Annotated in this window: 25 protein-coding genes and 2 tRNA genes; 12 read left to right on the top strand and 15 right to left on the bottom strand. The window is 62.1% G+C overall.

From position 1 onward, the window contains the following. Positions 1 to 103: 103 nt before the first annotated feature. Positions 104 to 1207, top strand: coding sequence for an NAD(P)/FAD-dependent oxidoreductase (locus tag EB815_RS24855; protein ID WP_056562374.1), 1104 nt, complete (start codon positions 104 to 106; stop codon positions 1205 to 1207). A 29-nt stretch (positions 1208 to 1236) separates the two neighbouring features. Here the strand turns inward: EB815_RS24855 and EB815_RS24850 are convergent, their stop codons facing one another. After that, the gene (locus tag EB815_RS24850; RefSeq protein ID WP_056562371.1) at positions 1237 to 2616 is read right to left on the bottom strand and encodes a pyridoxal phosphate-dependent decarboxylase family protein; all 1380 of its coding nucleotides are present in this window, start codon (positions 2614 to 2616) and stop codon (positions 1237 to 1239) included. Positions 2617 to 2665: 49 nt separating this feature from the next. Beyond that, on the bottom strand, positions 2666 to 3256 hold the full coding sequence (locus EB815_RS24845) for a hypothetical protein (RefSeq protein ID WP_056562368.1): 591 nt from the start codon (positions 3254 to 3256) through the stop codon (positions 2666 to 2668). Positions 3257 to 3597: 341 nt separating this feature from the next. Between EB815_RS24845 and clpP the strand changes: the two genes are divergently transcribed. From clpP to EB815_RS24825, 4 genes are all read left to right on the top strand, one after another. Next, positions 3598 to 4227 (top strand): ATP-dependent Clp endopeptidase proteolytic subunit ClpP, encoded by a 630-nt coding sequence (gene clpP, locus EB815_RS24840; protein WP_056562366.1) that lies wholly within the window; start codon positions 3598 to 3600, stop codon positions 4225 to 4227. 295 nt (positions 4228 to 4522) lie between these two features. Next, on the top strand, positions 4523 to 5797 hold the full coding sequence (clpX, locus tag EB815_RS24835) for an ATP-dependent Clp protease ATP-binding subunit ClpX (protein ID WP_023759839.1): 1275 nt from the start codon (positions 4523 to 4525) through the stop codon (positions 5795 to 5797). A gap of 273 nt (positions 5798 to 6070) precedes the next feature. Then, positions 6071 to 8482, top strand: coding sequence for an endopeptidase La (gene lon, locus EB815_RS24830; RefSeq protein ID WP_056562362.1), 2412 nt, complete (start codon positions 6071 to 6073; stop codon positions 8480 to 8482). A 196-nt stretch (positions 8483 to 8678) separates the two neighbouring features. Then, on the top strand, positions 8679 to 8951 hold the full coding sequence (locus EB815_RS24825) for an HU family DNA-binding protein (protein ID WP_006201846.1): 273 nt from the start codon (positions 8679 to 8681) through the stop codon (positions 8949 to 8951). Positions 8952 to 9039: 88 nt separating this feature from the next. On the opposite strand, the gene EB815_RS24820 is transcribed toward EB815_RS24825, so the two are convergent. After that, positions 9040 to 10062: an aldo/keto reductase gene (locus EB815_RS24820; RefSeq protein WP_056562359.1), complete on the bottom strand. Its 1023-nt coding sequence runs from the start codon at positions 10060 to 10062 to the stop codon at positions 9040 to 9042. Between the two features lie 163 nt (positions 10063 to 10225). On the opposite strand from EB815_RS24820, the gene EB815_RS24815 reads away from it, so the two are divergent. Beyond that, positions 10226 to 10792: an SIS domain-containing protein gene (locus EB815_RS24815; protein WP_056562356.1), complete on the top strand. Its 567-nt coding sequence runs from the start codon at positions 10226 to 10228 to the stop codon at positions 10790 to 10792. A gap of 3 nt (positions 10793 to 10795) precedes the next feature. Beyond that, positions 10796 to 11539, top strand: a complete 744-nt coding sequence (locus EB815_RS24810) for a creatininase family protein (protein ID WP_056562353.1) — start codon at positions 10796 to 10798, stop codon at positions 11537 to 11539. 121 nt (positions 11540 to 11660) lie between these two features. On the opposite strand, the gene EB815_RS24805 is transcribed toward EB815_RS24810, so the two are convergent. From EB815_RS24805 to EB815_RS24795, 3 genes are all read right to left on the bottom strand, one after another. Next, positions 11661 to 12578: a carbohydrate ABC transporter permease gene (locus tag EB815_RS24805; RefSeq protein WP_056562348.1), complete on the bottom strand. Its 918-nt coding sequence runs from the start codon at positions 12576 to 12578 to the stop codon at positions 11661 to 11663. Positions 12579 to 12589: 11 nt separating this feature from the next. Continuing rightward, the gene (locus EB815_RS24800; protein ID WP_056562346.1) at positions 12590 to 13711 is read right to left on the bottom strand and encodes a carbohydrate ABC transporter permease; all 1122 of its coding nucleotides are present in this window, start codon (positions 13709 to 13711) and stop codon (positions 12590 to 12592) included. A 96-nt stretch (positions 13712 to 13807) separates the two neighbouring features. Next, positions 13808 to 15475 (bottom strand): ABC transporter substrate-binding protein, encoded by a 1668-nt coding sequence (locus tag EB815_RS24795; RefSeq protein ID WP_056562342.1) that lies wholly within the window; start codon positions 15473 to 15475, stop codon positions 13808 to 13810. A gap of 288 nt (positions 15476 to 15763) precedes the next feature. Here EB815_RS24795 and EB815_RS24790 point away from each other — a divergent pair, with 288 nt between their 5' ends. From EB815_RS24790 to EB815_RS24770, 4 genes are all read left to right on the top strand, one after another. Further along, positions 15764 to 16819 (top strand): ABC transporter ATP-binding protein, encoded by a 1056-nt coding sequence (locus tag EB815_RS24790; RefSeq protein ID WP_056562339.1) that lies wholly within the window; start codon positions 15764 to 15766, stop codon positions 16817 to 16819. Positions 16820 to 16861: 42 nt separating this feature from the next. Continuing rightward, entirely contained in the window at positions 16862 to 17314 is a 453-nt protein-coding gene (locus EB815_RS24785; RefSeq protein WP_056562337.1) for an RbsD/FucU family protein, read from the top strand. A 4-nt stretch (positions 17315 to 17318) separates the two neighbouring features. Then, a complete protein-coding gene (gene rbsK, locus EB815_RS24780; RefSeq protein ID WP_056562334.1) occupies positions 17319 to 18263 on the top strand; it encodes a ribokinase in 945 nt (314 codons plus the stop codon). Positions 18264 to 18750: 487 nt separating this feature from the next. Next, positions 18751 to 19497: a GNAT family N-acetyltransferase gene (locus tag EB815_RS24770; RefSeq protein ID WP_081294711.1), complete on the top strand. Its 747-nt coding sequence runs from the start codon at positions 18751 to 18753 to the stop codon at positions 19495 to 19497. A gap of 685 nt (positions 19498 to 20182) precedes the next feature. Here the strand turns inward: EB815_RS24770 and EB815_RS24765 are convergent. Next, positions 20183 to 20259, bottom strand: a tRNA-Asp gene (locus EB815_RS24765). 216 nt (positions 20260 to 20475) lie between these two features. Here EB815_RS24765 and EB815_RS24760 point away from each other — a divergent pair. Then, positions 20476 to 20551, top strand: a tRNA-Val gene (locus EB815_RS24760). Between the two features lie 98 nt (positions 20552 to 20649). Here EB815_RS24760 and EB815_RS24755 read toward each other — a convergent pair. From EB815_RS24755 to EB815_RS24720, 8 genes are all read right to left on the bottom strand, one after another. Beyond that, positions 20650 to 21711, bottom strand: coding sequence for a site-specific integrase (locus tag EB815_RS24755; protein ID WP_065005007.1), 1062 nt, complete (start codon positions 21709 to 21711; stop codon positions 20650 to 20652). A gap of 169 nt (positions 21712 to 21880) precedes the next feature. Further along, positions 21881 to 22216, bottom strand: a complete 336-nt coding sequence (locus tag EB815_RS24750; protein WP_065005008.1) for a DUF4326 domain-containing protein — start codon at positions 22214 to 22216, stop codon at positions 21881 to 21883. Then, entirely contained in the window at positions 22213 to 22398 is a 186-nt protein-coding gene (locus EB815_RS24745; RefSeq protein ID WP_065005009.1) for a hypothetical protein, read from the bottom strand. Before EB815_RS24745 ends, EB815_RS24750 begins: the two co-directional genes overlap by 4 nt. Next, complete coding sequence (locus EB815_RS24740) at positions 22395 to 23540, bottom strand: phage Gp37/Gp68 family protein (protein ID WP_065005010.1); 1146 nt, start codon at positions 23538 to 23540, stop codon at positions 22395 to 22397. Before EB815_RS24740 ends, EB815_RS24745 begins: the two co-directional genes overlap by 4 nt. Continuing rightward, positions 23533 to 23682, bottom strand: a complete 150-nt coding sequence (locus tag EB815_RS24735; protein WP_155772398.1) for a hypothetical protein — start codon at positions 23680 to 23682, stop codon at positions 23533 to 23535. Before EB815_RS24735 ends, EB815_RS24740 begins: the two co-directional genes overlap by 8 nt. After that, positions 23679 to 23891 (bottom strand): hypothetical protein, encoded by a 213-nt coding sequence (locus EB815_RS24730; RefSeq protein WP_065005011.1) that lies wholly within the window; start codon positions 23889 to 23891, stop codon positions 23679 to 23681. The genes EB815_RS24735 and EB815_RS24730 overlap by 4 nt, the downstream gene beginning before the upstream one ends. A 102-nt stretch (positions 23892 to 23993) precedes the next feature. After that, positions 23994 to 24230 carry a hypothetical protein gene (locus EB815_RS24725; protein ID WP_065005012.1) on the bottom strand — a complete coding sequence of 79 codons (237 nt, stop codon included), beginning with the start codon at positions 24228 to 24230 and terminating at the stop codon, positions 23994 to 23996. A gap of 5 nt (positions 24231 to 24235) precedes the next feature. After that, positions 24236 to 24466, bottom strand: coding sequence for a hypothetical protein (locus EB815_RS24720; RefSeq protein ID WP_065005013.1), 231 nt, complete (start codon positions 24464 to 24466; stop codon positions 24236 to 24238). Positions 24467 to 24562: the final 96 nt, after the last annotated feature.

Raw genomic sequence — 24562 nt, 5'->3', positions numbered from 1 at the left:
GCCAGACCCATAGCGCGGCTTGCCAGCCTCATTCCAGACCGTATGTTGGCGCGCGACAACCCATGAATTGAGCCAGCCGAGGCGGCTGCGGAGGTCGGAGCGGATGAATGTGATTGTCGTCGGTGCGGGTATTGCCGGTCTCTCCACGGCGTGGTCGCTGGTCAAGGCGGGCCACGGCGTGTCGATCGTCGAGCAGGGACCGATCCCCAATCCGCTGGCCGCGTCGGGCGATCATCACCGCATCATCCGTCGCGCCTATCGGGCCGGAACCGGTTACGGCCGGCTGATCACAGAGGCCTATGACGCCTGGGACGAGATGTGGGCCGATCTCGGCGAAAGTCATCTTGATGCGCGCGGTTTCGTGTGCATTTCCCGCGAGGCCGGTGACGAGGCCGAGGAATACCGCGAGGGCCTCGAGGAAGGGAATTTTCCCTTCGAGCTGTTCGAGCCAGACGCTGCGGTCAGGCGTTGGCCTTTCCTTGAGCCGGGCACATTCCGCTATGCATACTATTCACCGGAAGGCGGCGCGCTCCACTGCCGCAAGATCGCTTCCGGCCTTGCCGCCTGGCTCCGCGCCAACGGCGCCAATGTCTATGAACACAGCAAGGTGACGGAGGTCGATTCCGAGGCCGGCCGCATCGTGCTCGAAAGCGGCGAAACCATGCAGGCCGATCGCATCGTCGTCGCCGCCGGCGCCTGGGTGCTGAGATTGTTTCCCGAACTGGGCGGCGCACTGAAGACGTATCGAACCGCGCTCGCTTATGTCGAACCGCCTGCAGACCTCAAGGCGGCCTGGAAGGCGGCACCCGTCGTCCTCGACGTCGGTGGCGCTGTCGATGGCTACGTGATCCCGCCCTCCGGCGGCGCCGGCATGAAATTCGGCTCAGGTCTGCACCGGGTGCCGACCAGCGATGCGGACTGGAACCGCGATCCGGTGCCGGGCGAGGGCGAGGCGATCCGCAACCTGTTTTCGCCGCCGATCGCCCGCATCGAGGAGTATGAGGTGACCGAGGTCGTCACCTGCGCCTACACTTTCACCGAGGACGAGAGATTTCTCGCCCATGAGAAGGGCAGGTGCCTTGTCGTCTCGGCCTGCTCAGGTCACGGCTACAAGTTCGGGGCGGCGGTCGGTCGGCGCGTTGCGGCTGCGGTCGGCAATGGCGATGTCGCGGGGCTGAAGCAATGGCTGCGGGCGGAGGTGGCTTGAGTGCAAGCCAGGCCGAGACATGCGACGGCTCAGTGATTGAGCTCGTCAGTGGCGGCTATGACTTCGGAAACAATCTCCTGTACGTCATCTGGCGTCGTTCGGTGATTGACGAAACACGCCCGCAACGCGAACTGGCCGTTGATCGAGGCATTTGACAGGTATACCCGGCCGCGCGCAATCACGCGGCGCAGGATCGCTTCATTGTCCTTCGAGCGGTGGCGAAAACAGACCGCGCTCAGCGATACCGGCGCAAGCTGTTCCAGTTCAGGCCTCGTTGCGATTGTCCGAGCCAGCATTTGCGCATGGTGGAGATCGCGCGCAATAGCCTCGCGATAGGCACTGCGTCCGTGATACTGCAGCGACATCCAGAGCTTCAGCGCGCGGAAGCGTCGCGAGAGCTCGATCGACTCCTCAAAGAAGGCAAATGCTTCCGTGGGGTCTTCGCTCAGTATCCTGACGTAATCGTCGCTGTGCGAGAACGTCGTGCGCGCAATGTCTGGATGGCGATTGAGCAGGCAGCCGCAATCGAGTGGTTGATAGAGCCATTTGTGTGCGTCGAGCGACAATGAATCCGCCAAAGACAATCCCTGGAATTTTTCCGGAACCGCCAGGGCCGCCAGTCCCCCATAGGCACCATCGACGTGCATCCACAGGGCCTCTCTTCGGGCGATGTCGGCAATTTCGGGGAGAGGATCGATCGCGCCGGAGACGATGGTACCGACCGTGGCCACGATGGCGATTGGCGTGTTGCCGGCCTCGCCGTCGGCTGCTATTGCCGCCCGGAGGGCGTCCGGGCGCATCCTGAACTTATCGTCGACAGGGATCAGGCGAAGATTTTTTCTGCCTATGCCCAACAGCGCGACGGCCTTTGGGATAGACATGTGCACTTGTTCTGAAGCGTAGATTACGCAGGGTCGTGCGCCTGTTTCGTTGGCTGGCAGCTTCGCTTCTCGCGCCATCGCCAACGCCATGAGGTTGGCCATCGAGCCGCCACCGCACAGGCTGCCGGTAAATCCCGCGCAGCCGACGGCTTCCGCCAACCATCCGACAACGGTGCGTTCGATCGACGTCGCCGCCGGTGCCGACCGCCACGACGTCACATTCTGATTGAGCACCGCGGCCAGCAATTCGCCCAGGGCGCCGATTGGTTCGCCTGAGCCGAGGACGTAACCAAAGAACCTGCCGGTTGCAGGCCGCGCATGCTCAGCAATCGACTTGAAATCCTGGAGGACGTCCCGGCCACGCGCATTCTCCGCCCAAGGCCGCAAGAAGAGTTCAGTCGTATTCTTGCCGCTGGTCGAGGGATACGCCTGACGTTCCTCGAGGGACGCCCAATAGCTTTTGGCCAGATCCACGGCTTCTTCCGCGAGATCCGATAGTTCTTGATTGGAAATTTCCAGGTCGCGCATGTCCTTAGCCCAACGGAGATCCGCTGTGGCGCAGGCTATGCTATCCCCGCTAATCCTGGCAATGCCTTGGAATATGCACGCGCCGCCAGCCCGACGATCCTTCGCGGACCAGCACGCGCCGCGCCACGGTCTGGTAAGACGCGGGAACGTCGATGACGCGCCTTTGCTCCGGCCGCACCAGCACTTCCTCGGCGATCTGGTCGTATTGCGCCGGAATGACGATGCGCCGCGTGCGTTCGGGCTGGATGACCACCGTCTCGGCGACGCGTTCGTAGCGCGCCTTGTGCCAGACCTTGCACAGCACCTTGCGGCCATGGATGACACGCCATTCCCAGGAATAGCCGCCGCCATTGACCTTCACCGTGTGATAGACGGTGCGGGTGACGGCCGGCACGACCTCGTAGGTCACCTGTGCCGGAACGGTCATCACCACACGTTCACGCGTGCCGTAGATGGGTGGGGTGTAGTCGACCTGCTGGCCGGGTGGGCTGACCATCACGTCTTCATAGACAGTGTCGTAGACATCAGGCGTGCGGACCGGTTCGTAGCATTCCACGGCGCGGCCGCCTGCCGCCGTCTGCCAAGTGGTGCCGAGCATGGCCAGCCCGGCAACGGCGAAGGATACGCTTCTCCTGAACATGACACTCCCCCTGTTTGAACCGCAGCCAAAAGTTCAACGTTGAATTGTAGGGTAGGCGGTCCGGGAGAAAAGCGGTTTCGCCGCACTTCGTTAAGTGACGCGGTTAAGAAATTGCTACGCGCCGGCGGCTTGGTTGTGCGGCCATGGTGCGTTTGGGGCCGTCACCGTGACGAATCCTGGGCCGTAAAGCTTGATTCGACTTACCCAGATGGCTAGGACGGGTCGGCCTTGCACAAGGATGAGCCGGCATCCTATCTACGGAACAACGATCCAGAACCGATTCTGCCCGATCTGCCGGCATTCCCGGCGCCGGAATCCCACCGCGAGATAAGAGACATCAGATGAAGAACCCCGTCGAAACCTACATGAACCTCGTTCCGATGGTGGTCGAACAGACCAATCGCGGCGAGCGGGCCTACGACATCTTCTCGCGCCTCCTCAAGGAGCGCATCATTTTCATCACCGGTCCGGTCGAGGACGGCATGGCGACGCTGGTCTGCGCGCAGCTTCTGTTCCTTGAAGCCGAGAATCCGAAGAAGGAAATCAACCTCTACATCAATTCGCCGGGTGGCGTCGTCACCTCGGGCATGGCGATCTACGACACCATGCAGTTCATCAAGCCGGCCGTTTCGACGCTCTGCATCGGCCAGGCGGCCTCGATGGGCTCGCTATTGCTGACCGCCGGCCACAAGGACATGCGCTTCGCCACGCCGAATGCCCGCATCATGGTTCACCAGCCGTCCGGCGGCTTCCAGGGGCAGGCCTCCGACATCGAGCGCCATGCCATGGATATCGTCAAGCTGAAGCGCCGTCTCAACGAGGTCTACGTCAAGCACACCGGCAAGAGCTACGAAGAGATTGAACGCACGCTCGACCGCGACCATTTCATGACCGCCGACGAAGCCAAGGACTTCGGCCTCATCGACAAGGTCATTTCGTCGCGCGAACCGGCCGAAGGCGCTGTGGCATAAGGGCTTGGTGGCAGTTGGATGGCACCATCACGCGCTTTTGGTGCCTCTTGCGGCATTTCGGCCACAATTGGCTGTTCCCTCGACGGTTGGGATTGCCTACGTTAAGGCTATGTTGATTTTCGACGGCTTAGCTTTGTGTGGGGTTGCTGCGAATCATTGCCACGTTTTCTGATTTGTGTTTCGTACGGAATACGTTGCGGGAGCCGGGATACTGGCGGCGGCGGATTCCCGCGATAAATAGAGTGTGCGCCCTTTCAGCCAGACCATCGGCGGGCGGCCATGAAAGGACAGGAAAATGAGCAAGGTCGGCAACAACAGCGGTGACTCGAAGAACACGCTTTATTGCTCGTTTTGCGGCAAAAGCCAGCATGAGGTGCGCAAGCTGATCGCCGGTCCGACGGTCTTCATCTGCGACGAATGCGTCGAGCTCTGCATGGACATCATCCGTGAAGAGAACAAGACCTCGATGGTGAAGTCGCGCGAGGGCGTGCCGACACCGCAGGAGATCCTCAAGGTTCTCGACGACTATGTCATCGGCCAGCCCTACGCCAAGCGCGTGCTGTCGGTGGCGGTCCACAACCACTACAAGCGCCTCGCCCATGCCGGCAAGAACAACGACGTCGAGCTGGCCAAGTCCAACATCCTGCTGATCGGTCCGACCGGTTGCGGCAAGACGCTGCTTGCGCAGACGCTGGCCCGCATCATCGACGTGCCTTTCACCATGGCGGATGCCACGACGCTGACCGAAGCCGGTTATGTCGGCGAGGATGTCGAGAACATCATCCTGAAGCTGCTGCAGTCGGCCGACTACAATGTCGAGCGCGCCCAGCGCGGTATCGTCTACATCGACGAGATCGACAAGATTTCGCGCAAGTCCGACAATCCCTCGATCACCCGCGACGTGTCGGGCGAGGGCGTGCAGCAGGCACTGTTGAAGATCATGGAAGGCACGGTCGCCTCCGTGCCGCCGCAGGGCGGCAGGAAGCATCCGCAGCAGGAATTCCTGCAGGTCGACACCGCCAACATCCTGTTCATCTGCGGCGGTGCCTTCGCCGGGCTGGACAAGATCATCTCGGATCGCGGCCGCAAGACCTCGATCGGCTTCGGCGCCATCGTTGCCTCGCCCGAGGATCGCCGCACCGGCGATGTCTTCCGCCTGGTCGAGCCCGAGGATCTGTTGAAGTTCGGGCTCATTCCGGAGTTCGTCGGCCGCCTGCCGGTTCTGGCGACGCTGGAGGACCTCGACGAGCCTGCGCTGATCCAGATCCTGACCGAGCCGAAGAACGCTCTGGTCAAGCAGTATCAGCGGCTGTTCGAGATGGAGAATGTCGACCTGACCTTCCACGAGAACGCCCTGTCGGCGATCGCCAAGCGCGCCATCGAGCGCAAGACCGGCGCGCGCGGCCTGCGCTCGATCATGGAAGCGATCCTGCTCGATACCATGTTCGAACTGCCCGCGCTGGAAGGCGTGCGCGAAGTGGTGATTTCGGAGGAAGTGGTGACCGGCAGCGCCCGGCCGCTCTATATCTATTCCGAACAGAAGGAAAAGAAGGGCAACGTCAGTGCCTGACATGGCACTTCACCCTATATTTTTATGGAACGGCGCCGTTGCGGCGCCGTTTTGCTGTGAAGGGCACGCGACCTCGGTGATGGAGTGGATTGCGGACGATGTTACATCTTGATCTTTGCCCCGCTTGCATCCACCTAACACCAGAAGGCCGAGGTGCCCGGTTTCTGTGCTGTAAAACTCCCGTCACAAACGGTGGTAGGCGGAACGATCCCCGGTCGTTAATATAAGATTCGCGGTTGGCCTGATGGCGACCGCGACATGAAAGGTTGGACAATGGCCAAAATATCCAAGGCTCCCAGCGACGGCGTCTTCGCAGTCCTCCCACTGCGCGACATCGTGGTGTTCCCGCACATGATCGTTCCGCTCTTTGTCGGGCGCGAAAAGTCGATCAAGGCGCTGGAAGAGGTGATGGGGCAGGAGAAGCAGATCCTGCTTGCCACCCAGATGAATGCCGCCGATGACGATCCCGAGCCCGATGCGATCTTCGACATCGGTACGCTCGCCAATGTGCTGCAATTGCTGAAGCTGCCCGACGGCACCGTCAAGGTTCTGGTCGAGGGCGCCTCGCGTGCGAAAATCGTCTCCTTCACCGACCGTCCCGACTTCCACGAAGCCCGCGCCTCGGCGCTGGTCGAGCCGGAGGAGGAAGAGGTCGAGGTCGAGGCGCTGGCCCGCTCGGTCGTCACCGACTTCGAGAACTACGTCAAGCTGAACAAGAAAATCTCGCCTGAAGTGGTGGGTGCCGCCAGCCAGATCGACGACTATTCCAAGCTCGCCGATACGGTTGCCTCGCATCTCGCCATCAAGATCCCTGAAAAGCAGGAAATGCTGGCCACGCTCTCGGTCAAGGAGCGACTGGAAAAGGCGATGGGCTTCATGGAAGCCGAGATCTCCGTCTTGCAGGTGGAGAAGCGCATCCGCTCGCGCGTCAAGCGCCAGATGGAGAAGACGCAGCGCGAATACTACCTCAACGAGCAGATGAAGGCGATCCAGAAGGAGCTCGGCGAAGGCGAGGACGGCCGCGACGAGGCCGCCGAGATCGAGGCGCGTATCAAGAAGACCAAGCTCTCCAAGGAGGCCCGCGAAAAGGCGGAAGCCGAGTTGAAGAAGCTGAGGACGATGTCGCCGATGTCGGCGGAATCGACCGTCGTGCGCAACTACCTCGATTGGCTGCTGTCGATCCCGTGGGGCAAGAACTCCAAGGTCAAGCAGGATTTGGCCTATGCCCAGAACGTGCTCGATACCGATCACTTCGGCCTGGACAAGGTCAAGGACCGCATCGTCGAGTATCTTGCCGTGCAGAGCCGTCAGAAGAAGCTGAAGGGGCCGATCCTGTGCCTCGTCGGCCCTCCCGGCGTCGGCAAGACCTCGCTTGGCAAGTCGATCGCCAAGGCGACTGGTCGCGAATTCATCCGCATGGCGCTGGGCGGCGTGCGTGACGAAGCCGAGATCCGTGGCCATCGGCGTACCTATATCGGCTCGATGCCCGGCAAGGTCATCCAGTCGATGAAGAAGGCGAAGAAGTCCAACCCCCTCTTCCTGCTCGATGAGATCGACAAGATGGGCCAGGACTTCCGTGGCGATCCGTCGTCGGCGCTGCTCGAGGTGCTCGACCCCGAACAGAACTCGACGTTCATGGACCATTACCTCGAGGTCGAATACGACTTGTCGAGCGTGATGTTCGTGACGACGGCGAACACGCTGAACATCCCCGCGCCCTTGATGGACCGCATGGAGATCATCCGTATCGCCGGCTATACCGAGGACGAGAAGATCGAGATCGCCAAGCGGCATCTGATGCCGAAGGTGATCCGCGATCACGCGCTGCAGCCGAAGGAATTCTCCGTCGGAGAGGATGCGATCCGCGCCATCATCCAGACCTACACCCGCGAAGCGGGCGTCCGGAGCCTGGAGCGCGAGCTGATGAAGCTTGGGCGCAAGGCGGTGACCGAGATCCTGAAGACGAAGAAGAAGACGGTGAACATCACGGCGGCGAACCTCGCCGACTACCTTGGTGTCCAGCGCTACCGCTTCGGTCAGGTCGAGGCTGATGATCAGGTCGGCGTCGTTACCGGGCTTGCCTGGACGGAAGTCGGCGGCGAGCTGCTGACGATCGAAGGCGTCATGATGCCCGGCAAGGGCCGCATGACGGTGACGGGCAACCTGCGCGACGTGATGAAGGAATCGATTTCGGCGGCGGCCTCCTATGTCCGCTCGCGGGCCATCGATTTCGGCATCGAGCCGCCGCTGTTCGACAAGCGCGACATCCACGTGCACTTGCCGGAAGGCGCCACGCCCAAGGACGGTCCGTCCGCCGGTGCTGCCATGGCGACAGCCATTGTGTCGGTACTGACAGGCATTCCGGTCCGGGCCGATGTGGCGATGACCGGCGAGATAACGCTTCGCGGTCGCATCTTGCCGATCGGCGGCCTCAAGGAGAAGTTGCTCGCCGCGCTGCGCGGCGGCATCAAGAAGGTGCTGATCCCGGAAGACAACGCCAAGGATCTGGCGGAAATTCCGGACAACGTGAAGAACGGTATGGAGATCATTCCGGTCTCACGCGTTGGTGAGGTGTTGCGCCACGCGCTGGTGCGTATGCCGGAGCCGATCGAATGGGTCGAACCGGTCAATCCGCCGGCCTCGACGGACAGTGCCGACGATGCTGGAAAGTCGCTCGCACATTAGAAATTTCTAAGGTTGCAGCGCACAAACAGAAAGCCGGGCCTCGCGCCCGGCTTTTTCATGTGAAAAACCCCGGATTTCCGGGCTTTTTCCCACTTTTTCCTGCCTTTTCGACTTGGTTGCGCGAACGCTTCTTTCTAAAGTCCGTTTCCTGCCGGATGAGTCGTTAGTTCCGGTGTTCTCATGGAAGGGAATTTTTATGAACAAGAACGAACTGGTGTCCGCTGTCGCCGACGCCGCGAGCATTTCGAAGGGTGACGCGCAGTCGGCGGTCGATGCGGTGTTTTCCGTCATCACCGGCGAACTGAAGAAGGGCGGCGATGTCCGGCTTGTCGGCTTTGGCAACTTCACCGTGTCAAAGCGTGCGGCCTCGACTGGCCGCAACCCCCAGACCGGCGCTGAAGTGAAGATCCCGGCACGCACCGTGCCGAAGTTTTCGGCCGGCAAAGGCCTCAAGGACGCCGTCAACTAAACGCGTTTTTCTTTTTCAGAGACCAGAAAAGCCGGGCTTGCCTCGGCTTTTCTTTTTTGTGCCTGACGCCGGCGCGAATGGTCCCTGGTTACGCGGTCGGCGCATCGGCTCTCATCAGGCCTTCCTTCTTGAGGTCGGCCCAAAGGGCTGCTGGCAGTTTCGCGTCGAGCAGCGCCCGGTTGCTTTCGACTTCGCTCGGCCGCTGGCCGCCGGGGATCACCGAGACGACCGAGGGATGCAGCAGCGGAAATTGCAGCGCCGCCTCGATCAGCCTGACGCCATGGCGTTTGCAGACCGCCTCGATGCCGGCGACCCGCTCGAGAACGTCCCTCGGCGCTTCGGAGTAGTTGTAGTAGGCGCCGGGTTTCGGTCCCGTCGCCAGGATGCCGGAATTGTAGGGGCCACCGAGAACGATGCCGATGCCGCGTTTCTGGCAGAGCGGCAGGAAGGATGTCAGCGCTTCCTGTTCGAGCAGCGTGTAACGCCCGGCAAGCAGGAACAGGTCGAAATCGCCGCGCTCGGCCAGCGTCTGGGCAACCTGCCATTCGTTGATGCCGCCGCCGAATGCCTTGATGACGCCCTGGTCGCGCAGCGACAGCAGTCCATAATAGCCCGAGCGCATGAATTCCTCGATGCGCTGGTCGGACGCCTCCTTGCTGCCATGGGTGAAGATGTCGACATCATGCACGAACAGTATGTCTATCCGGTCCACGCCAAGCCGCTCAAGCGAGGCCTCGAATGAGCGCATCACGCCGTCATAGCTGTAATCGTACACCTCGCGGCGCGACGGCGTGTCGAAGAACTTGCCGATGCCCGTACGCTGCTCGGGCGGGCAGGCGCGCATCAGGCGGCCGACCTTGCTCGACAGCACATAGTCGTCGCGCTTCTTGCCGCGCAGGAAGGGATTGAGGCGCGTTTCAGACAGGCCGAGCCCATAGAGCGGCGCGGTGTCGTAGTAGCGGCAGCCGGTCGCCCAGGCGGCATCCAGCGTGGCATTGGCATCCTCGTCCGAAACGGTGCGGTAGAGATTGCCGAGCGGCGCCGTGCCGAAGCCGAGTTCGGTGAAGGTGATGCCGCCATTGCCGATGCGGTCGAAATGCCGTGTCTTCATGTCCTGCAGTTTCCCAGGTTGATTTGTCTGACATGACACTATCACGCCTGCGATCAGGCAAAAGCGTCGCACAGCGTTGGACACGCATTTTCGCGGTTGCTAGCATGAACCAAATCAAGCTGTTCGTGAAAAATTTCCGGACGATTTGGAGGGGGGATTTGCCGTGAGCGGGCCGAGCGAGAACCTCTTCAAGACCGCGCTCGATGAGCTCGGCGGCGTGCTGGCACGTATGGATGAAGGCAGCATCGACGCCGCCTGCAAGCTGCTGGCCGATGCAGGGCAAATCGTCGTCTATGGCTGCGGTCGCGAGGCTTTGCAGGTCAAGGGTTTCGCCATGCGGCTCTACCATCTCGGCCTGCCTGTCTCGGTGGTCGGCGACATGACCACGCCGCCGCTGGGTCCAGGCGATGTTTTCCTGTCCAGTTCCGGGCCGGGAGAAACCTCGACAGTGCTGACCTTGATGCAGGTTGCGCGCAACGTCGGCGCGACCAATCTGCTGCTGACCGCCCAGGCCGGCGGCAGTGCCGCGGGACTGGCCGACACCACGCTGCTCATCCCGGCCCAGACCATGGCCGATGACCAGGGCCTACAGAAGACTTCGGTCCTGCCGATGGGCTCGGTGTTCGAAGGAGCCCTGTTCCTGCTGTTCGAGGTGATGGTGCTGAAACTCAAATCCCTGACGGGTGCGTCGCCCGAAGCCATGCGCGCCCGCCACACCAACATGGAATAGACCATGCGTTATGAACTGATGCTGCCGCACCAGATCCGCAAGGCGATCGCGCAGAATTGGCCGGTCGCGCTGCCGCTTGGCGTGCTCGAATACCATGGCGAGCACATGGCCGTCGGCATGGACACGCTGGCCGTCATCAAGACGCTGGAGCTGTTCGAGCAGGAGAGGGACATCGTCATCCTGCCGCCCTTCTACTACGGCGCGGCGAGTTACGCGGTGGCACCGCCGGAAGGCACTGGTTCGGTGCAGGTCGGCGGCAATCAACTGGCCCCATTCGGCGAGGAGCTGTTCTACAGCCTGCTGCGCATCGGCTTCCGCAACATCCACGCCATCGTCCATCACCAGACCGAGAACTTTGCCGCCGGCATGCCGACCGATCTGGCCTTCAAGACCGCCGGCCGTCAGGCGATCTTCCGTTTTCTGGAGAAGCAGCGCGGCGAGGGCTGGTGGGGTTCCGAGACGATGGCCGACTATTATGCCGGACATGCCGAGGGGGAAAACTTCTTCAACTGGGTGCAGGTGCATCCGTTGATGCCGGCCGCCATGAACGGCAAGTACCCGTTCGACCATGCGGGCATCGGCGAGACATCGCTGATGCTGGCGCTATGCCCCGACGCTGTCGATGCCGCCCGCTTCGCCGACAATACCGGCTGGTATACGGCTGGTGCCAAGGACGCATCGGCGGAACTTGGGCAAACAGGCGTTGCCATGATCATGGATCACCTGCGGTCCATTCTGAAGACTTGACCGCGGTGTTTCAGCCCGCCCGCCCGTAAGTCCGACCCTGCCGGGCGATCGGCATGACATCCTTGCCGTAGCGGTCGTGGCCTTGTGGCCAACGCGGATGTTGCGCGCGAACCAGTGAGGCCTATTTCACCGCTCCCGCGGTCATGCCCATGATCAGATAGCGCTCCAGCGCGATGCCGATGACGGCGAGGGGCGCTATGGCCGCGGTGGCGAGCGCCGCCATCGACCACCAGTTGATGCCTTGCGAGCCGGTCTGGCTCGCCACCATGACCGGAATGGTCTTGGCATCGGTCGAAGTCAAAAGGGCGGCGAAGAAATACTCGTTCCAGCATAGCACCATCGCCAGGATGAAGGCGGCGACCATGCCAGGCAGCGCGATCGGCATGACGATGCGGAAAAACGCGCCCCAGATCGACAGGCCATCGACGAGGGCCGCTTCCTCCAGTTCGACCGGGATGGAGTTGAACTGGTCGCGCATGATCCAGATGACGATCGGCAGCACCATCAGCGTGTAGAGCAGGATCAGCCCGACGCGCGTGTCGAGCAGGCCGACTTCCCGGTAGAGCACCAGGAAGGGCAGGGCGAGCACCACGGGCGGCAGGATCAGCTGCGACAGGAAGAAGAAGGAGATGTCCTCGTTCCTGAACCATGCGAACTTGTAGCGGTAGCGCGTCAGGCCGTAGGCGGCCAGGCTGCCGATGACGATGGCGAGGCTCGATGCGCCGACCGAGGTGATGACCGAGTTCATGAAGCGCTTGAAGAACTCATCGCGCACCGTGGAGGTCTGGAAGATCGAATCCGGCGATAGGCCGAGCGATCGCCAGCCTTTCCAGTCCGGCCAGAAGTCGACGAAGGGGATGAGATGGCCTTGCGTGACGTCGACCGCCGATTTGAACGAGGTCGTTATCGTCCAGTAGATCGGGAACAGGCAAATGAAGGCCCAGAAGACAAGCGCCCCGTAGATGAAGACGCGGCTGGTGATGAAGCTCGCCGGAGAGCGGATTTCGGAGACGGTATAGTCGGTGGTCTGAACGCTCATGATGCGGCCACTCAGTTGACGTTGCGCACGAAGCGGTTGGCGAGCTTCAGCAGCCAGGTCACGAACACGACGATGATGACGAGATAGGCCATTGCCAGCATGGTGCCGTAACCGACATTCGAACGGTCGCGGTATTCGCGGTAGATGAAGCTCGATACGGAATCGGTCGCGCCGCCCGGGCCGCCTGATGTTACCGTGATGATGATGTCCGCAAGCTTCAGCTTGAAGATGATGCGCAGGATCACCGCCGTCACCGAAACCGGCAGCATGAGCGGGAAGGTGACCTGCCAGAAGGTCTGCCATGCGGTCGCGCCGTCGACGCGCGCCGCCTCCAGCACCTCGCGCGACATGGCCTGCAGGCCGGCCAGCAGCATGATCATCATGAAGGGAATGAAGGTCCAAGCGTCGAGCAGCATGATTGAGATGCGCGCTGTGATCGGATCGGAGAAGAAGGCGGGATTATCCCAGCCGAGATGGCGCGCCAGCGTCGCCGCCGGCCCGAACCGGTATTCCATCAGCGATTTGCCAATCATCCACGATACCGCGACCGGCGACAGCATCAGCGGCATCAGGAACACGACGCGGAAGAATTTTCGCGCCCTGATCTGTGCGTTGAGCAACAGCGCCAGGCCGAAGGCGATAACATATTCGACCAGCACCGCCAGGACATAGAGCACCATGTTGAACAGTGCATTGCGGTAGTAGGGATCGCCAAGCATCTGCCAGAAATTGGCGAGCCCGTTGAACCTGCGGCCACTGAAGGAGGAAAGGTTCCAGTCGGTGAGCGCGATGTAGAAGCCGAACAGCGTCGGAAAGATCACCATGGCGATGGTGAACAGTAGCGCCGGCAACAGGAACAGCGCGCGCTGCCCGTCCTCGCCGCGCGTCAGCACCTGGCCGATGCCGAGCGCCACGCCCCACAGCACATAGGCATACACGACCGGTCGCCAGGTCTCGAAACCGATCGTGTCGACTTCGCTCTTGTAGATGATCTGTGCCAGGATCGTTGCCAGGAGGCCGAACGTGGCCAACGCCATCAGCGCCCAGCCAAGGCGTTTGCGGCCTGGCGGGATCAGGTCGGATGGGACGGCGTTTGCCGGCCAATCATTGGTGGGCAAAATCTGGTCAGCCACGCGTCTCGTCCGGTTGCAGAAGGCACTTCGCGACCGGCGTGCCGGTCAAGACAGGGTCCGGCGGCTCTCGTCGCCGGACCCAGGTTCAGGCTCTGATCAGGCCATGCCGAGCGAGGCCTTGTAGAGCTTGATCTGCTTTTCGCGGCCGATCTGGTCGGTCAGCTTTTCCCAGGCCGCGGCAATAGCGTCGGCGCCTTCCTGCGCCTTCATCTTGCCGGCGAAGGTGTTGGCCAGAATGTCCTCGGCGGCGGAATAATACTGGAAGATGCCGGGGATGCGTGGCTCGATCGCCGCGTTCGGATGGTTGTAGCTGTCGCCTTCCGACTTGAGGTACGAGGTGATGAAGGCCTCGTCGTAGCCGGCCGCCACCCATTCCGGAATGTCGAAATGGGAATTGCGGTAGGGCTGGAAGCCGGACGGATACATCGCCGTCCAGATAGACAGGTCCTTGCCGCCGAGATGGGCGGCGGCGGACCATGCCGCTTTCTTCTTTTTCTCGTCGCTGTCGACTCGGGCCATCACGTAGACGCCCCAGCCGAGATAGGCGCAGTTCGGCGAGTAGTTCGGGCCGCTGGCGAGCTTTTCCCATTTGCCGGTCTTGGAGTTGTAGACGTCATCCGAACCCGGCAGGATCGAGAAGCCTGTGACGTCGCCGATCACAGAGGAATCATTGGTCTTGACGTTCGAGCCGACGTCGCCCCACCAGGGGATCATCGAGCCGGTGCCGGCCAGGAACTGCTGGAAGGCGGTGGTGTTCGGATCGGCGTTGATCTGGTCGGCCGGTTCGGAGGGCAGCGCGTCGATCACGTCCTGGATGGCGCGCACCCAGGCCGGATTGTTGACGCGCGGCTTCATCGTGTCGGCGTCGAACAGCCAGGCCTTGTCGTCGGGATGCTTGGCATAGGCGGTGGCGCGGCTGCCGAGGAAGTAAAAGCCGAAACCGCCCCAGGGCTTGGGCGCATCGAGATAGCCGTACACGTCCTGGCCCTTGAATTTCTTGCCCTTGAGGAACTTGGTCACGGCCTGCACTTGCTGCCAGGTCTTCGGCACGCCCCATTCGCCTTCACCGCCGCCGTCCTTCCACTGCTTGGCGAGGTCGGCATCGGCGAACACGTCGGTGCGGTAGTTGAAATTGTGCGTGTCGCCGTCGATGGTCACGCGATACTGCTTGCCATCCCAGGTGCCGACCGGCGGCTTCAGATAATTGACCAGATCGTCGAAATCGATCTGCTTCTTGACCCAGTCGGGCATTTCCGAGGTCAGGCCCTTGCCGCAGACGTCGCCTTCGAAGGGGGCGCCCATCTCAATAATGTCGAAGTCGACGGTGCCGGTGGCGATCGACTGTTGCAGGCGGGCGTTGTAGTCGGCCTGCGCCAGGTCGATCCAGCTGATCTTGGCGCCGGTATAGGCCTCCCATGGTTTCAGAAAGCCGCGGAACAGCACATTGTGCAGGTTCTGGTTGTTGAGGCCCATGAAGGTCAGTTCAACGCCGGCGAATTCGCCTTCCTTGACATTGGCCTTGGTCGCGTCGAGGCAGAGCTCGCCGACCTTCTGGAAATCGGCATCGGTCGGCTGGCCTTTGCCAACGCCGGGAATCTGCAGGATCTTCGAGCGAAGCTCGCTTGCAGCGGAAGCCGGGCGCGTCAGCGCGCCGAGCCCGGCACCGGATGCCGCCGCGATCGCGGCCATGCTGGCCGCGCCCTTCAATACGTCGCGCCTTGTGGCGCCGGCGCGGATCAATTTATCGTAAAGACCTGTTCTCATCGACTATTCCTCCCAGAATATCAGTATGAATGGATGTGGCCACCTGTCGGATGCTGGAGCACGATTGTGCTCCCGGCTGGACAACGAATTAGGCAGGACCCCACCCTGCGTCGATTGAAGTTCCGATTTCGGATCGTTACCGACATTTGGACCAGCACCCGCCACTATTCTCACAACCAAACGCCGTGTCAACGAGAACAGGTTTTTATCTATAAGAGACCGACTTGCCCTGGCAGGTCGTGTTGGTTAGCTTCTGCGCCTACGGCCAGTGGAGCCGATGGGGGATACATGGCTCAAGTCACGATCAGCAAGGTGGCCAAGGCGTTTGGAACCGTCAAGGTTCTGCACGAAGTTAGCGTCGACATCGCTGACGGACAGTTCGTCGTGCTGGTCGGTCCTTCAGGTTGCGGCAAGTCCACGCTGCTCAGAATGGTGGCCGGGCTGGAGACCGTTTCCGGTGGCACGATCGCCATCGGCGACCGTGTCGTCAATCATTTGCCGCCGGCAAAACGCGACATCGCCATGGTGTTCCAGAACTATGCGCTCTATCCGCACAAAACGGTCGAGCAGAACATGGCCTTTGCCCTCAAGCTGCGGAAAACCGATCCGGCGGTGGTCGCCGAGCGAGTCAAGCGCGCCGCCGACATCCTTGATCTCAATCCCTACCTCAAACGCTATCCCCGGCAGCTCTCGGGCGGCCAGCGCCAACGCGTGGCGATGGGGCGTGCCATCGTGCGCAATCCGCAGGTGTTCCTCTTCGACGAGCCGCTCTCGAACCTCGATGCCAAGCTGCGCGTGCAGATGCGCACCGAGATCAAGGAACTCCACCAGCGGCTGAAAACAACCACCATCTACGTCACCCACGACCAGATCGAGGCGATGACGATGGCCGACAAGATCGTCGTCATGCGCGACGGCCGCATCGAGCAGGTCGGCGCGCCACTGGAGCTGTTCGACCGGCCGGCCAATTTGTTCGTCGCCGGTTTCATCGGCTCACCTTCGATGAACTTGCTCAAGGGTGTTTTGCGCAAGGGCGACAAGCCGGGCGTCGACATATCAGGCACATTGTTCCCGATTGGCGACAATGCCGCGCAGGACGGACAGGCTGTCGTCTATGGCGTGCGCCCCGAGCATATCGAGATCCATCCCGATGGCGTGCCGGCGAAGATTTCGGTGGTCGAGCCGACCGGGTCCGAAACGCTGGTCTTCCTGCGCTTTGGCGACGGCGAGATGGTGGCATTGTTTCGCGAACGCCACGACTTCAAGCCCGGCGATACGCTCAAACTTCGGCCAAGGCTCGACCATATCCACCTGTTCGACGCCGAGACCGGCCAGCGTCTCTGATCTCAGCGTCTCTGATCTCAAACGGACTTCACGAGGACCATCATGCTCAAAGGGATCCATCCGTTGCTCAATGCCGACGTGCTGCAGGCATTGCGGGCGATGGGACATGGCGACGACCTGATAGTCGCCGACACCAATTTCCCGTCCGATTCGGTGGCGCGCCAGACGGCGCTCGGACGGCTGTTGCGCATCGATGCCCCGGCGGCGGAAGTGGTGAAGGCGGTGCTGTCGCTCTACCCGCTGGATACGTTCGTCGACGACTCCGCGGCGCGCATGGAGATCGTCGGCAAGCCGGACGAGATTCCGCCCGTGCAGAAGGAAGTGCAAAAGGAAGTCGACGCGGCCGAGGGCAAGTCCTGGCCGATGCTCCCGGTCGAGCGTTACGCTTTCTATGAGCGCGCCAAGCGGGCCTATTGTGTCATCCAGACCGGCGAGCGCCGCTTCTACGGCTGCTTCGCCTTCCGCAAGGGCGTCGTGCCGCCGGACGCGGCGTAGCAGCATGGCTTTGGGCAAGCCTGTCGTCATGAAACCTGTCGTCATCCTGGGCGTCTTCGTCGCCGATACCGCCTATCGCGCCGACCGCCAGCCGCGCATGGGCGAAACGATCCTCGGCAATTCGTTCAAGCTCGGGCCGGGCGGCAAGGGTTCGAACCAGGCGGTGGCTGCCGGCAAGCTCGGTGCCGATACCACCTTCCTGACCCGGCTTGGCGTCGATGCCTTCGCCGACATGGCCAGGCGGACCTGGAGGGATGCCGGCGTGAAAAGCGCCGTCATCGATACGCCGGATAGCTACACCGGCGCCGCCTACATCTTCGTCGAGGAGGGAAGCGGCAACAACGCCATCATCGTCAGCCCTGGTGCGGCCATGCTGATCTCGTCGGCCGATATCGAGGCCAATGCCGACCTGATCGGCGGGGCCGGCGTCTTTGTCACGCAGCTCGAACAGCCGATCGACGCGGCGCTGAGGGCGCTGGAGATCGCGCGCGGGGCAGGGGTGACGACCATCCTCAACCCCGCTCCCGCTGCCAAGCTTCCCGACCGCATCTACACGCTCTGCGACTATCTCACGCCGAACGAGACCGAGACGGAGGAATTGACGGGGCTGAAAGTCTCCTCGGTCGATGACGCCCGGGTCGCCGCCGGCAAGCTGCTCGAAAAGGGCGTCGGCGCCGTCATCGTCACGCTCGGTGACAAGGGCGCTCTACTGCACACCAGGGACCGCTCCGAGCATGTCCCCGCCATCAGCGCCGGGCCGGTGGTCGAAACCACGGGAGCCGGAGATGCTTTCAACGGCGGCTTCGCCGCCGCGCTTTCGCGAGGCGTGGAGCCGCTGCAAGCGGTGCGCTTTGCCTGCGCGGTCGCCGGCATTTCGGTGACGCGACCGGGCACGGCGCCGTCGATGCCGACACTGCGCGAGGTCGAGGCGCTGCTGGACCAAAACTAGAATCGGTTTCGCCGATCGGCTGTTGTTGTTGATGCCGGCGGCCGTGCGCGAGAGAAGCGCCGGTCAACACCATCTGCTCGCGCTGCTCATGATGCCAGCCACAACCGCCGCAAGTTCATGATTAAGAAATTGCGTAATTACTAATTTAGTGGCAACTTAAATAAAAGATGCGGGGCACATGGATATCTCGAACCGAAAGGTTGGGGGTGGACGGGGCAATCAAGATGTACTTTCCGCAATTTCTGGTCGGAATGCTTGCAACGACAATCGGCATTTCGATCTGGGTTTACTTCGAGTCCGGGTCGATCTGGGCGTCCCTTGGTTGGGCGGTGCTGACGCTGGTTGTCTTGCAGGTTGGCTACGTCTGCCTGGTCATTCGCTTGGTTTCCAGGCGACCAGAGAAAACCTCGGACGCACGGTCGGCTGTTGACCCCGCAAGCCCCCTCTCATTCTGGCCTTTCCGAAAAGGTTGAGGCAGAATGCCCCATTGGGGTACCGTCCGGACCAGATTCGCTCCCCCGGGGCGCCAATCAGCGGTGACGGGAGCATGGCTGAGCAAGAGAGATGGAAGGAACTGTCGAAAGCAGCCGGCAGTGCGAGCGTTCCCCGGCCAGTAACCTTGACCGGAGATCATATAAGTCTGGTTCCGCTCTGTCGCGAAGATGCCGACGATATCTTCCGGCTAACCCACGCCGGCGAACGCGACGAGATCTGGGCCGATATGAAAGTGGGGCCGTTCGACGGGGTCGAGTCTTTCCGCGCGCATGTCGGCGACCTGCTTGGCGACCAATCGCGCGTATTTCTGACACTAAGAACCGCCGCAAGGCCTGTTGGCTGGCTTTGCCTGATGGAGGCAAGGCCGGCACACAGGGTGATCGAACTCGGCTATATCCTCTTCGCACCGGTTCTACAAAGGACTGTCGCGGCCAGCGAGTCGCTGTTCCTCATCATGCGGCACGTCTTCGACGATCTGGGTTATCGCCGCTTGGAATGGACCTGCACGACGGCCAATGCGAAATCCAGGCGAGCAGCCGATCGGCTGGGTTTCGTCTTCGAGGGCATATTGCGCGAAGGCCTCACCTTGAAAGGGCGCCCATGCGACATCTGCATGTATTCCCTGCTGGCCCGGGATTGGGTGGCTGCCAACGCCGCCTTCTTGATTTGGCTACATCCTGACAATTTTGTCGATGGACGCCAGGTGCAATCCTTGGAGCAGGTCAGGGTGCGGGTATGAAGATCGTGGCGGTCCGATAATGTCCGCGCGGCCTCGAGGCCCGAAGCAAATGAAAGCCATTGTAATCTACGCGCATCCGCCGAGTTCAGAGTAGGCCAATCGGCCACGCTTCGGCAGGTCTTTTTCGCGCTGTGATGGTGCCGCCAGCCTCCTGGCGGCGGCCGCCCCTTGAAGGGAAGGTCTGGGCCCCCGACTACCGCGGCGGTCGCGTTCGCGGAAATGGAACGATCGTCAGGGGCGCCTTCTGAAATTCCGCGGCTGCGATCTCTTCAATCAGGACATCGAGCTTCGCGCGGACACTCCGGCTCGTTTCGTCGTTTCCTGATAGGCGGTTTTGCGCGCATTCGAGCAGCTCGCGCGCCGCTGCAAAGTCACTTTGCATCGCAACACCCAACTGTCGACCCAACATGGAGTATGGTCGCCCCACTTAGTTGAGAGATTGCTAATGTAAATGTCTGCAATTTAGGGGATGACGCCGGGCATCCTGGAAGGATGGTATGGAGTCCACGCCATCAGCCCAATACTTGTCCGGCACGACGGGAGTTTTTCGAACTGGGGATAGCCTCTGGACAAGGCTTCAACCCGCCGCCTTCGAACCTTCAGCCCCGGCTCTAACACAGGACGCCCGGCGGTGGAAAAGCTGAAACTTTTTATGCGCGACAAAGGCCAAGTCCTTGAAAAGACTTGGCGCGAGTGACGGGGCTCGAACCCGCGACCTCCGGCGTGACAGGCCGGCACTCTAACCAACTGAGCTACACCCGCGCATTGACGAGCACGTGTCAGCCGTGTTCGTCGTTGGGGCGGTGGATAAGGGGTTCGCCCCCGGGTGTCAAGCGCACCAAACCATCATAAACACAAACTGGAGAAGGTTTTTTGACAGCCGCCATTCTGTGGACAAATCCGGCGTGCGAACAGGACGTCGGCTGTTCATTTGGCCTTGCGAACCCGGTCCCGACCGCTTAAAGGTCCCGCCGGAGCGGGCGATTAGCTCAGTTGGTAGAGCGCTTCGTTTACACCGAAGATGTCGGCGGTTCGAGTCCGTCATCGCCCACCATTTTTTCTAAATGAAATCAAAGGCGTCTGCCGGTCCTCTGAGGCCGGCGCTCCGCCATGCGCCCAGCTATGCGCCCAGAAACGACCGATTTTGGGCGCTCAATAGGCATCTGCAGCGGCCTGCTGGAAGTCGGGATGATGGTGGCCGTAGGTCGATTCCATCTGTTTTACCGTCATGCCGAGCGAGCCGGCGGCATCCCAGATCGGCACGCGGCGCTGCATCAACCATGTGGCCCGGGTGTGGCGCAAGATGTGCGGCGTGACCTCCTCGCCAAGCTTGGCCTCGACCCTGGCGGCGTCGAACGATTTACGCATCAGCCCGATCGGCTCGCCACCCTTGGCATGGATCACCGGGCCTTTGCCGCCGTCCTTCAGCTTCCACCTTCTGAGGTGTGCAGTGAGGCGCCGTGGCAGGCGCATCGGCGGCCGGCGCTTCGTCGTCTCGCGCACGCGCTCGCCGCGGCGATAGAGCACGCCGGCGTCGAGGTCTGGCCAGCCGCCGGCCGGGCCACGGTTCCAGTTGAGGTCGAGGATCGCGGCGTGGCGGGTGCCGGTGTAGAGGCCGATGAGGATGAAGCGCGGCAGGCACTCATAGGTCTTGGGCCTGGCGCGCCGCAGCCTGAGCGCGCCGCGCAGCAGTTCGGCGGCTTCCTTCCTGGTCAGCCAGCGTTCACGCGCCACCGGCTTGTCGGGGAGGTCGAAGTACGGGCGGAAGTTGAGCCGCTTTTCCTTGCAGAACATGTAGACGGCGGCGCGCAGATCCTCGAGCTCGCGCCGTGCCGCCGCCTGGCGGGCTCGGGTCTCGGCATAGTCGCGGCAGGTTTCGCCGTCGACCGCGCTTAGAGGCTTGTCGCCCCAGAAGGCAGTGAGGAAAGCGATGCGGCCCTCAAGCGGACCGGTTTCCTCGTCGCGCGCCTGCTTGGCCGCGAGATAGTAGTCTAGCGCTGCTGCGCACGAGATGTGATCGGGACCACGTTCGACGGCGACGGGTTTTTGCTTTTTTTGCCCGATGTATTCCGCGAGCTTTTCCGCCGCGACTTCAGTTTCGCCAACAAGGCATCCCGTTCGCTTGTAAACGGCCCCGTCGCGGATGACGAGCCGCTGGACGCCGTCCCGGTCGAGCCGGGGAACGAGGCGGGGAGGACTTTTCCGACGCGGCATTTTAAGCGCATTTCCTTGATGGCAGACGGCGTGACGAAATCCTTGTTGGCAATTTTCTCGATTGTCAAATTGCCCTTGCGGGCCTCGGCGCGAAGCCCCTTCGGCGTCAGCCGTCCGCCGAAGAAGCGATCGCACGCCTCCTGGAGGCGAATCGGCGTGTCGTCTTCGCTCACCGTTTCGCCTCGCGGTTGGCGATTTTGAGCAGCACGTCGGCGTGGCAGGGCGCGCCTGGCTTGCACCAACAGGCGAGGTTCTTGCCGGTGAGCTCGCCGGCGTTGTCCGCTACGAACTGGCGCGTGCGTTCAAGCGCCTCGATGTCGGGATCACGGCCGACGCGGAGCAATCCGGCGAGCAAAGCCTTGTAGAGGTCGACGCAATAGGCGGCGTCGCCGTGCTTGCCGACGACGAACGGATTGCCCCATGGACCTGGACGGGCCACGGTCACCGTGTTTTCCGGCATGCGCCAGCCCTTTCGGCGGGACAGTTGGATACGCTGGGGGATCATTGCTTGCGCGCCTCCCTCACCAGGCAGCGCCATGGTTTTTCCCGCTTGAACTCGCCCATTCGGTTTTGGTGGACCCAAATCGCCGCCCAATAGCCGAACACCTGAAATTTGTAACGTGCGAGAGCATCCCACGCCTTGCTCTCTGCCTCTTCTAGATCCGCGAGGAGCCTGTCTTTGCTCATAGCGCCGGCACCTCGCGAAGCTCCGGCATGCCGTTGTGCTCGACGCCGTCGAGCAGACGACCGGCGGCTTTTTTGCCAACCTTGAGCATGTAGCCGTCCGGATCGTAGCGGTCATCGCCGACCAGGATGGCACCGCATGCCTGGCTATGCTCGGCAGGCGTCAGCGGCCGGTGCGCGCCCCACTGTTTGAAGAAAAATGGAACTCCGGCTACGGCGCACTGGTCGCGGATCGCGCGCACCCATGTGTGATGCATCGGCCGGGCATCCGGGCCGCTCTCGCCACCGGCGATGATCCAGTCGAGATGAATGGCCGGCGTTCCCGAAGGCGGAGCAGGACCCGTCACGTCCCATTCGCCTGTGTATGGGACTTGGCTCTCGAAATAGCGGCCTTTGAGCGTGTCGAGATGGATGCCCGATCGGATCGCGCTCGGCTTCTTTGGCAGCAAGCAGATGCGTTTGAAATCGATCGGCCCGAGCAGCGGCTCGGCGGAGACGAAACGGATTGATGCCGGCGTGGCCAGCAGATCGGGGATGCGCTCGTCGGCTTCCTGCTGGCGCTCGGCGGAGACGCCAAGCCAGACGTTGGGCAGTGGCCACTGGCCGAGGTAGACGCGCGGTCCAAGAGGCGCATTCTTTTCATGTTGGGGCGAGGCAATCAGGACGATGCCGGGCTCATGCTCGACAGTCATTTCGCAGACGAGCGTGTAGATGCGCCTCACAACGGCAGGATCAGAAAGGTACCTGCGCATGCGGTTTGCGCGTTTGGTCAGGATTTGTAGCGTGTGCTGAGGACACATCGCGGCGACGGCGAACACCTTGTCGATCCACGCGTCGGGCACGTCCTCGTGGAAGAGATCGCCCATGGAGTTGACGAAGATGCGGCGCGGCGCGCGCCAGGCCAGCGGCTTCAGAAGGACGTGGCCCGGCGCCATGGCAAGCTTGCCGGTCCAGACGGTGTTGCCGTTCACCTTTTTCGTGGTGCCGGCATAGGGCGTTGCGACGGCGCCGACCTTACCCATGGCCTCGATGCGGCCGGCCATCTTCATGGCGTAGCAATTGGTGCAGCCGGGCGAGACGATGGAGCAGCCGACGATGGGATTCCACGTCGCGTCGGTCCATTCTATGGGGGATTTGTCAGCCATTGGTGACGTCCTTAGCGCGCTTGATCTTTGTGATGATGCCGATCAGGCCTGTCTTGGCCGCCTTGGCGGCGGCTTCCTTTGGCGTCTCGGCGTCGACGACGATGGTCTTGCCGTCGCCGTAGTGGATGCGAAACGCGGTCATGGGCGCAGCCCCGCGTAAAGCAGGCCGGCGCCGATGACCGCGACGGCGATCATGAGGCCGATCAGGATCCGGCGCGCACGGGGCGATTCCTCTGGCACAAGCTGGGTGCAGTCGCCGCCGCAGCCGCAGGTCGGCCAGTTGTGGCAGACGATGCGCACCGCGCCGTGTGGCGGGATGGCGATGCGCTCATAGTCGAGGGGGTGAGCCATCAGCGCACCCCGACGGCGAGGCAGACGAACGTCATGCCGAAGGTGAAGGCGCCGGCCACTGCGAGCTGGATGTGCACGCTGGCCAGCGCGTAGCAGACGCGGTCAAACATGGTGACCTCCCTGCAGCATGGTTTCGATAATCTGCGACGGCTTCTCTCCGGCCATGAGCTGGCGGGAAATCCACGCTTCGACTTCGGGCGACGTGGAAGCCGCCGCGATAAGCCTGTCGGCGACTCGCTCTTCCTTGACAGCCGCCGCATGGCGCATGGCCGATGCAAACGGGCGGGCGATCGCCTCCTCGGGCGTCGGCCGCGTGACCTCGCGGGGGATATCCAGCATGGCCGTCAGCCCTGGTGCCGGACGGCGCGCGCCTTGGCCAGGTCCGAGGCTTCGGGGCCGTGTTCCTTGATCTCGGCGCGGGTGAAGTCGGAATGCTCGGCCAGGCTGTCGGCGGTGACGGCGGTGCCGTTCATGCCCATTTCCAGCATCTTGTCGGCCATGCGCTCGACTATGCATTTGGCGGTGATGATGGCGGCCGGGACGCTCGGCGCCGGGCGTTGCTGTGTGGTGATCATGGGTCTTGCCTCCATCGCAGGATTGCGATTGGAGGTGGACGCTATCGCGATAAAAATACCGCGTCAAGATAGATGCGGTATAAATATCTTAATAGC

This window comes from Mesorhizobium loti (genome assembly GCF_013170705.1).
GTDB lineage: Bacteria > Pseudomonadota > Alphaproteobacteria > Rhizobiales > Rhizobiaceae > Mesorhizobium > Mesorhizobium loti_D.
This window is presented reverse-complemented; position numbering and strand designations above follow the sequence as displayed.

What these genes read in the sequence shown, in the direction of transcription:
- EB815_RS24855 (WP_056562374.1), top strand. Translation starts at nt 104, where the DNA reads ATGAATGTGATTGTCGTCGGTGCGGGTATTGCCGGTCTCTCCACGGCG.
- EB815_RS24850 (WP_056562371.1), bottom strand. Translation starts at nt 2,616, where the DNA reads ATGCGCGACCTGGAAATTTCCAATCAAGAACTATCGGATCTCGCGGAA.
- EB815_RS24845 (WP_056562368.1), bottom strand. Translation starts at nt 3,256, where the DNA reads ATGTTCAGGAGAAGCGTATCCTTCGCCGTTGCCGGGCTGGCCATGCTC.
- clpP (WP_056562366.1), top strand. Translation starts at nt 3,598, where the DNA reads ATGAAGAACCCCGTCGAAACCTACATGAACCTCGTTCCGATGGTGGTC.
- clpX (WP_023759839.1), top strand. Translation starts at nt 4,523, where the DNA reads ATGAGCAAGGTCGGCAACAACAGCGGTGACTCGAAGAACACGCTTTAT.
- lon (WP_056562362.1), top strand. Translation starts at nt 6,071, where the DNA reads ATGGCCAAAATATCCAAGGCTCCCAGCGACGGCGTCTTCGCAGTCCTC.
- EB815_RS24825 (WP_006201846.1), top strand. Translation starts at nt 8,679, where the DNA reads ATGAACAAGAACGAACTGGTGTCCGCTGTCGCCGACGCCGCGAGCATT.
- EB815_RS24820 (WP_056562359.1), bottom strand. Translation starts at nt 10,062, where the DNA reads ATGAAGACACGGCATTTCGACCGCATCGGCAATGGCGGCATCACCTTC.
- EB815_RS24810 (WP_056562353.1), top strand. Translation starts at nt 10,796, where the DNA reads ATGCGTTATGAACTGATGCTGCCGCACCAGATCCGCAAGGCGATCGCG.
- EB815_RS24805 (WP_056562348.1), bottom strand. Translation starts at nt 12,578, where the DNA reads ATGAGCGTTCAGACCACCGACTATACCGTCTCCGAAATCCGCTCTCCG.
- EB815_RS24795 (WP_056562342.1), bottom strand. Translation starts at nt 15,475, where the DNA reads ATGAGAACAGGTCTTTACGATAAATTGATCCGCGCCGGCGCCACAAGG.
- EB815_RS24790 (WP_056562339.1), top strand. Translation starts at nt 15,764, where the DNA reads ATGGCTCAAGTCACGATCAGCAAGGTGGCCAAGGCGTTTGGAACCGTC.
- EB815_RS24785 (WP_056562337.1), top strand. Translation starts at nt 16,862, where the DNA reads ATGCTCAAAGGGATCCATCCGTTGCTCAATGCCGACGTGCTGCAGGCA.
- rbsK (WP_056562334.1), top strand. Translation starts at nt 17,319, where the DNA reads ATGGCTTTGGGCAAGCCTGTCGTCATGAAACCTGTCGTCATCCTGGGC.
- EB815_RS24755 (WP_065005007.1), bottom strand. Translation starts at nt 21,711, where the DNA reads ATGCCGCGTCGGAAAAGTCCTCCCCGCCTCGTTCCCCGGCTCGACCGG.
- EB815_RS24750 (WP_065005008.1), bottom strand. Translation starts at nt 22,216, where the DNA reads ATGATCCCCCAGCGTATCCAACTGTCCCGCCGAAAGGGCTGGCGCATG.
- EB815_RS24745 (WP_065005009.1), bottom strand. Translation starts at nt 22,398, where the DNA reads ATGAGCAAAGACAGGCTCCTCGCGGATCTAGAAGAGGCAGAGAGCAAG.
- EB815_RS24740 (WP_065005010.1), bottom strand. Translation starts at nt 23,540, where the DNA reads ATGGCTGACAAATCCCCCATAGAATGGACCGACGCGACGTGGAATCCC.
- EB815_RS24735 (WP_155772398.1), bottom strand. Translation starts at nt 23,682, where the DNA reads ATGACCGCGTTTCGCATCCACTACGGCGACGGCAAGACCATCGTCGTC.
- EB815_RS24730 (WP_065005011.1), bottom strand. Translation starts at nt 23,891, where the DNA reads ATGGCTCACCCCCTCGACTATGAGCGCATCGCCATCCCGCCACACGGC.
- EB815_RS24725 (WP_065005012.1), bottom strand. Translation starts at nt 24,230, where the DNA reads ATGCTGGATATCCCCCGCGAGGTCACGCGGCCGACGCCCGAGGAGGCG.
- EB815_RS24720 (WP_065005013.1), bottom strand. Translation starts at nt 24,466, where the DNA reads ATGATCACCACACAGCAACGCCCGGCGCCGAGCGTCCCGGCCGCCATC.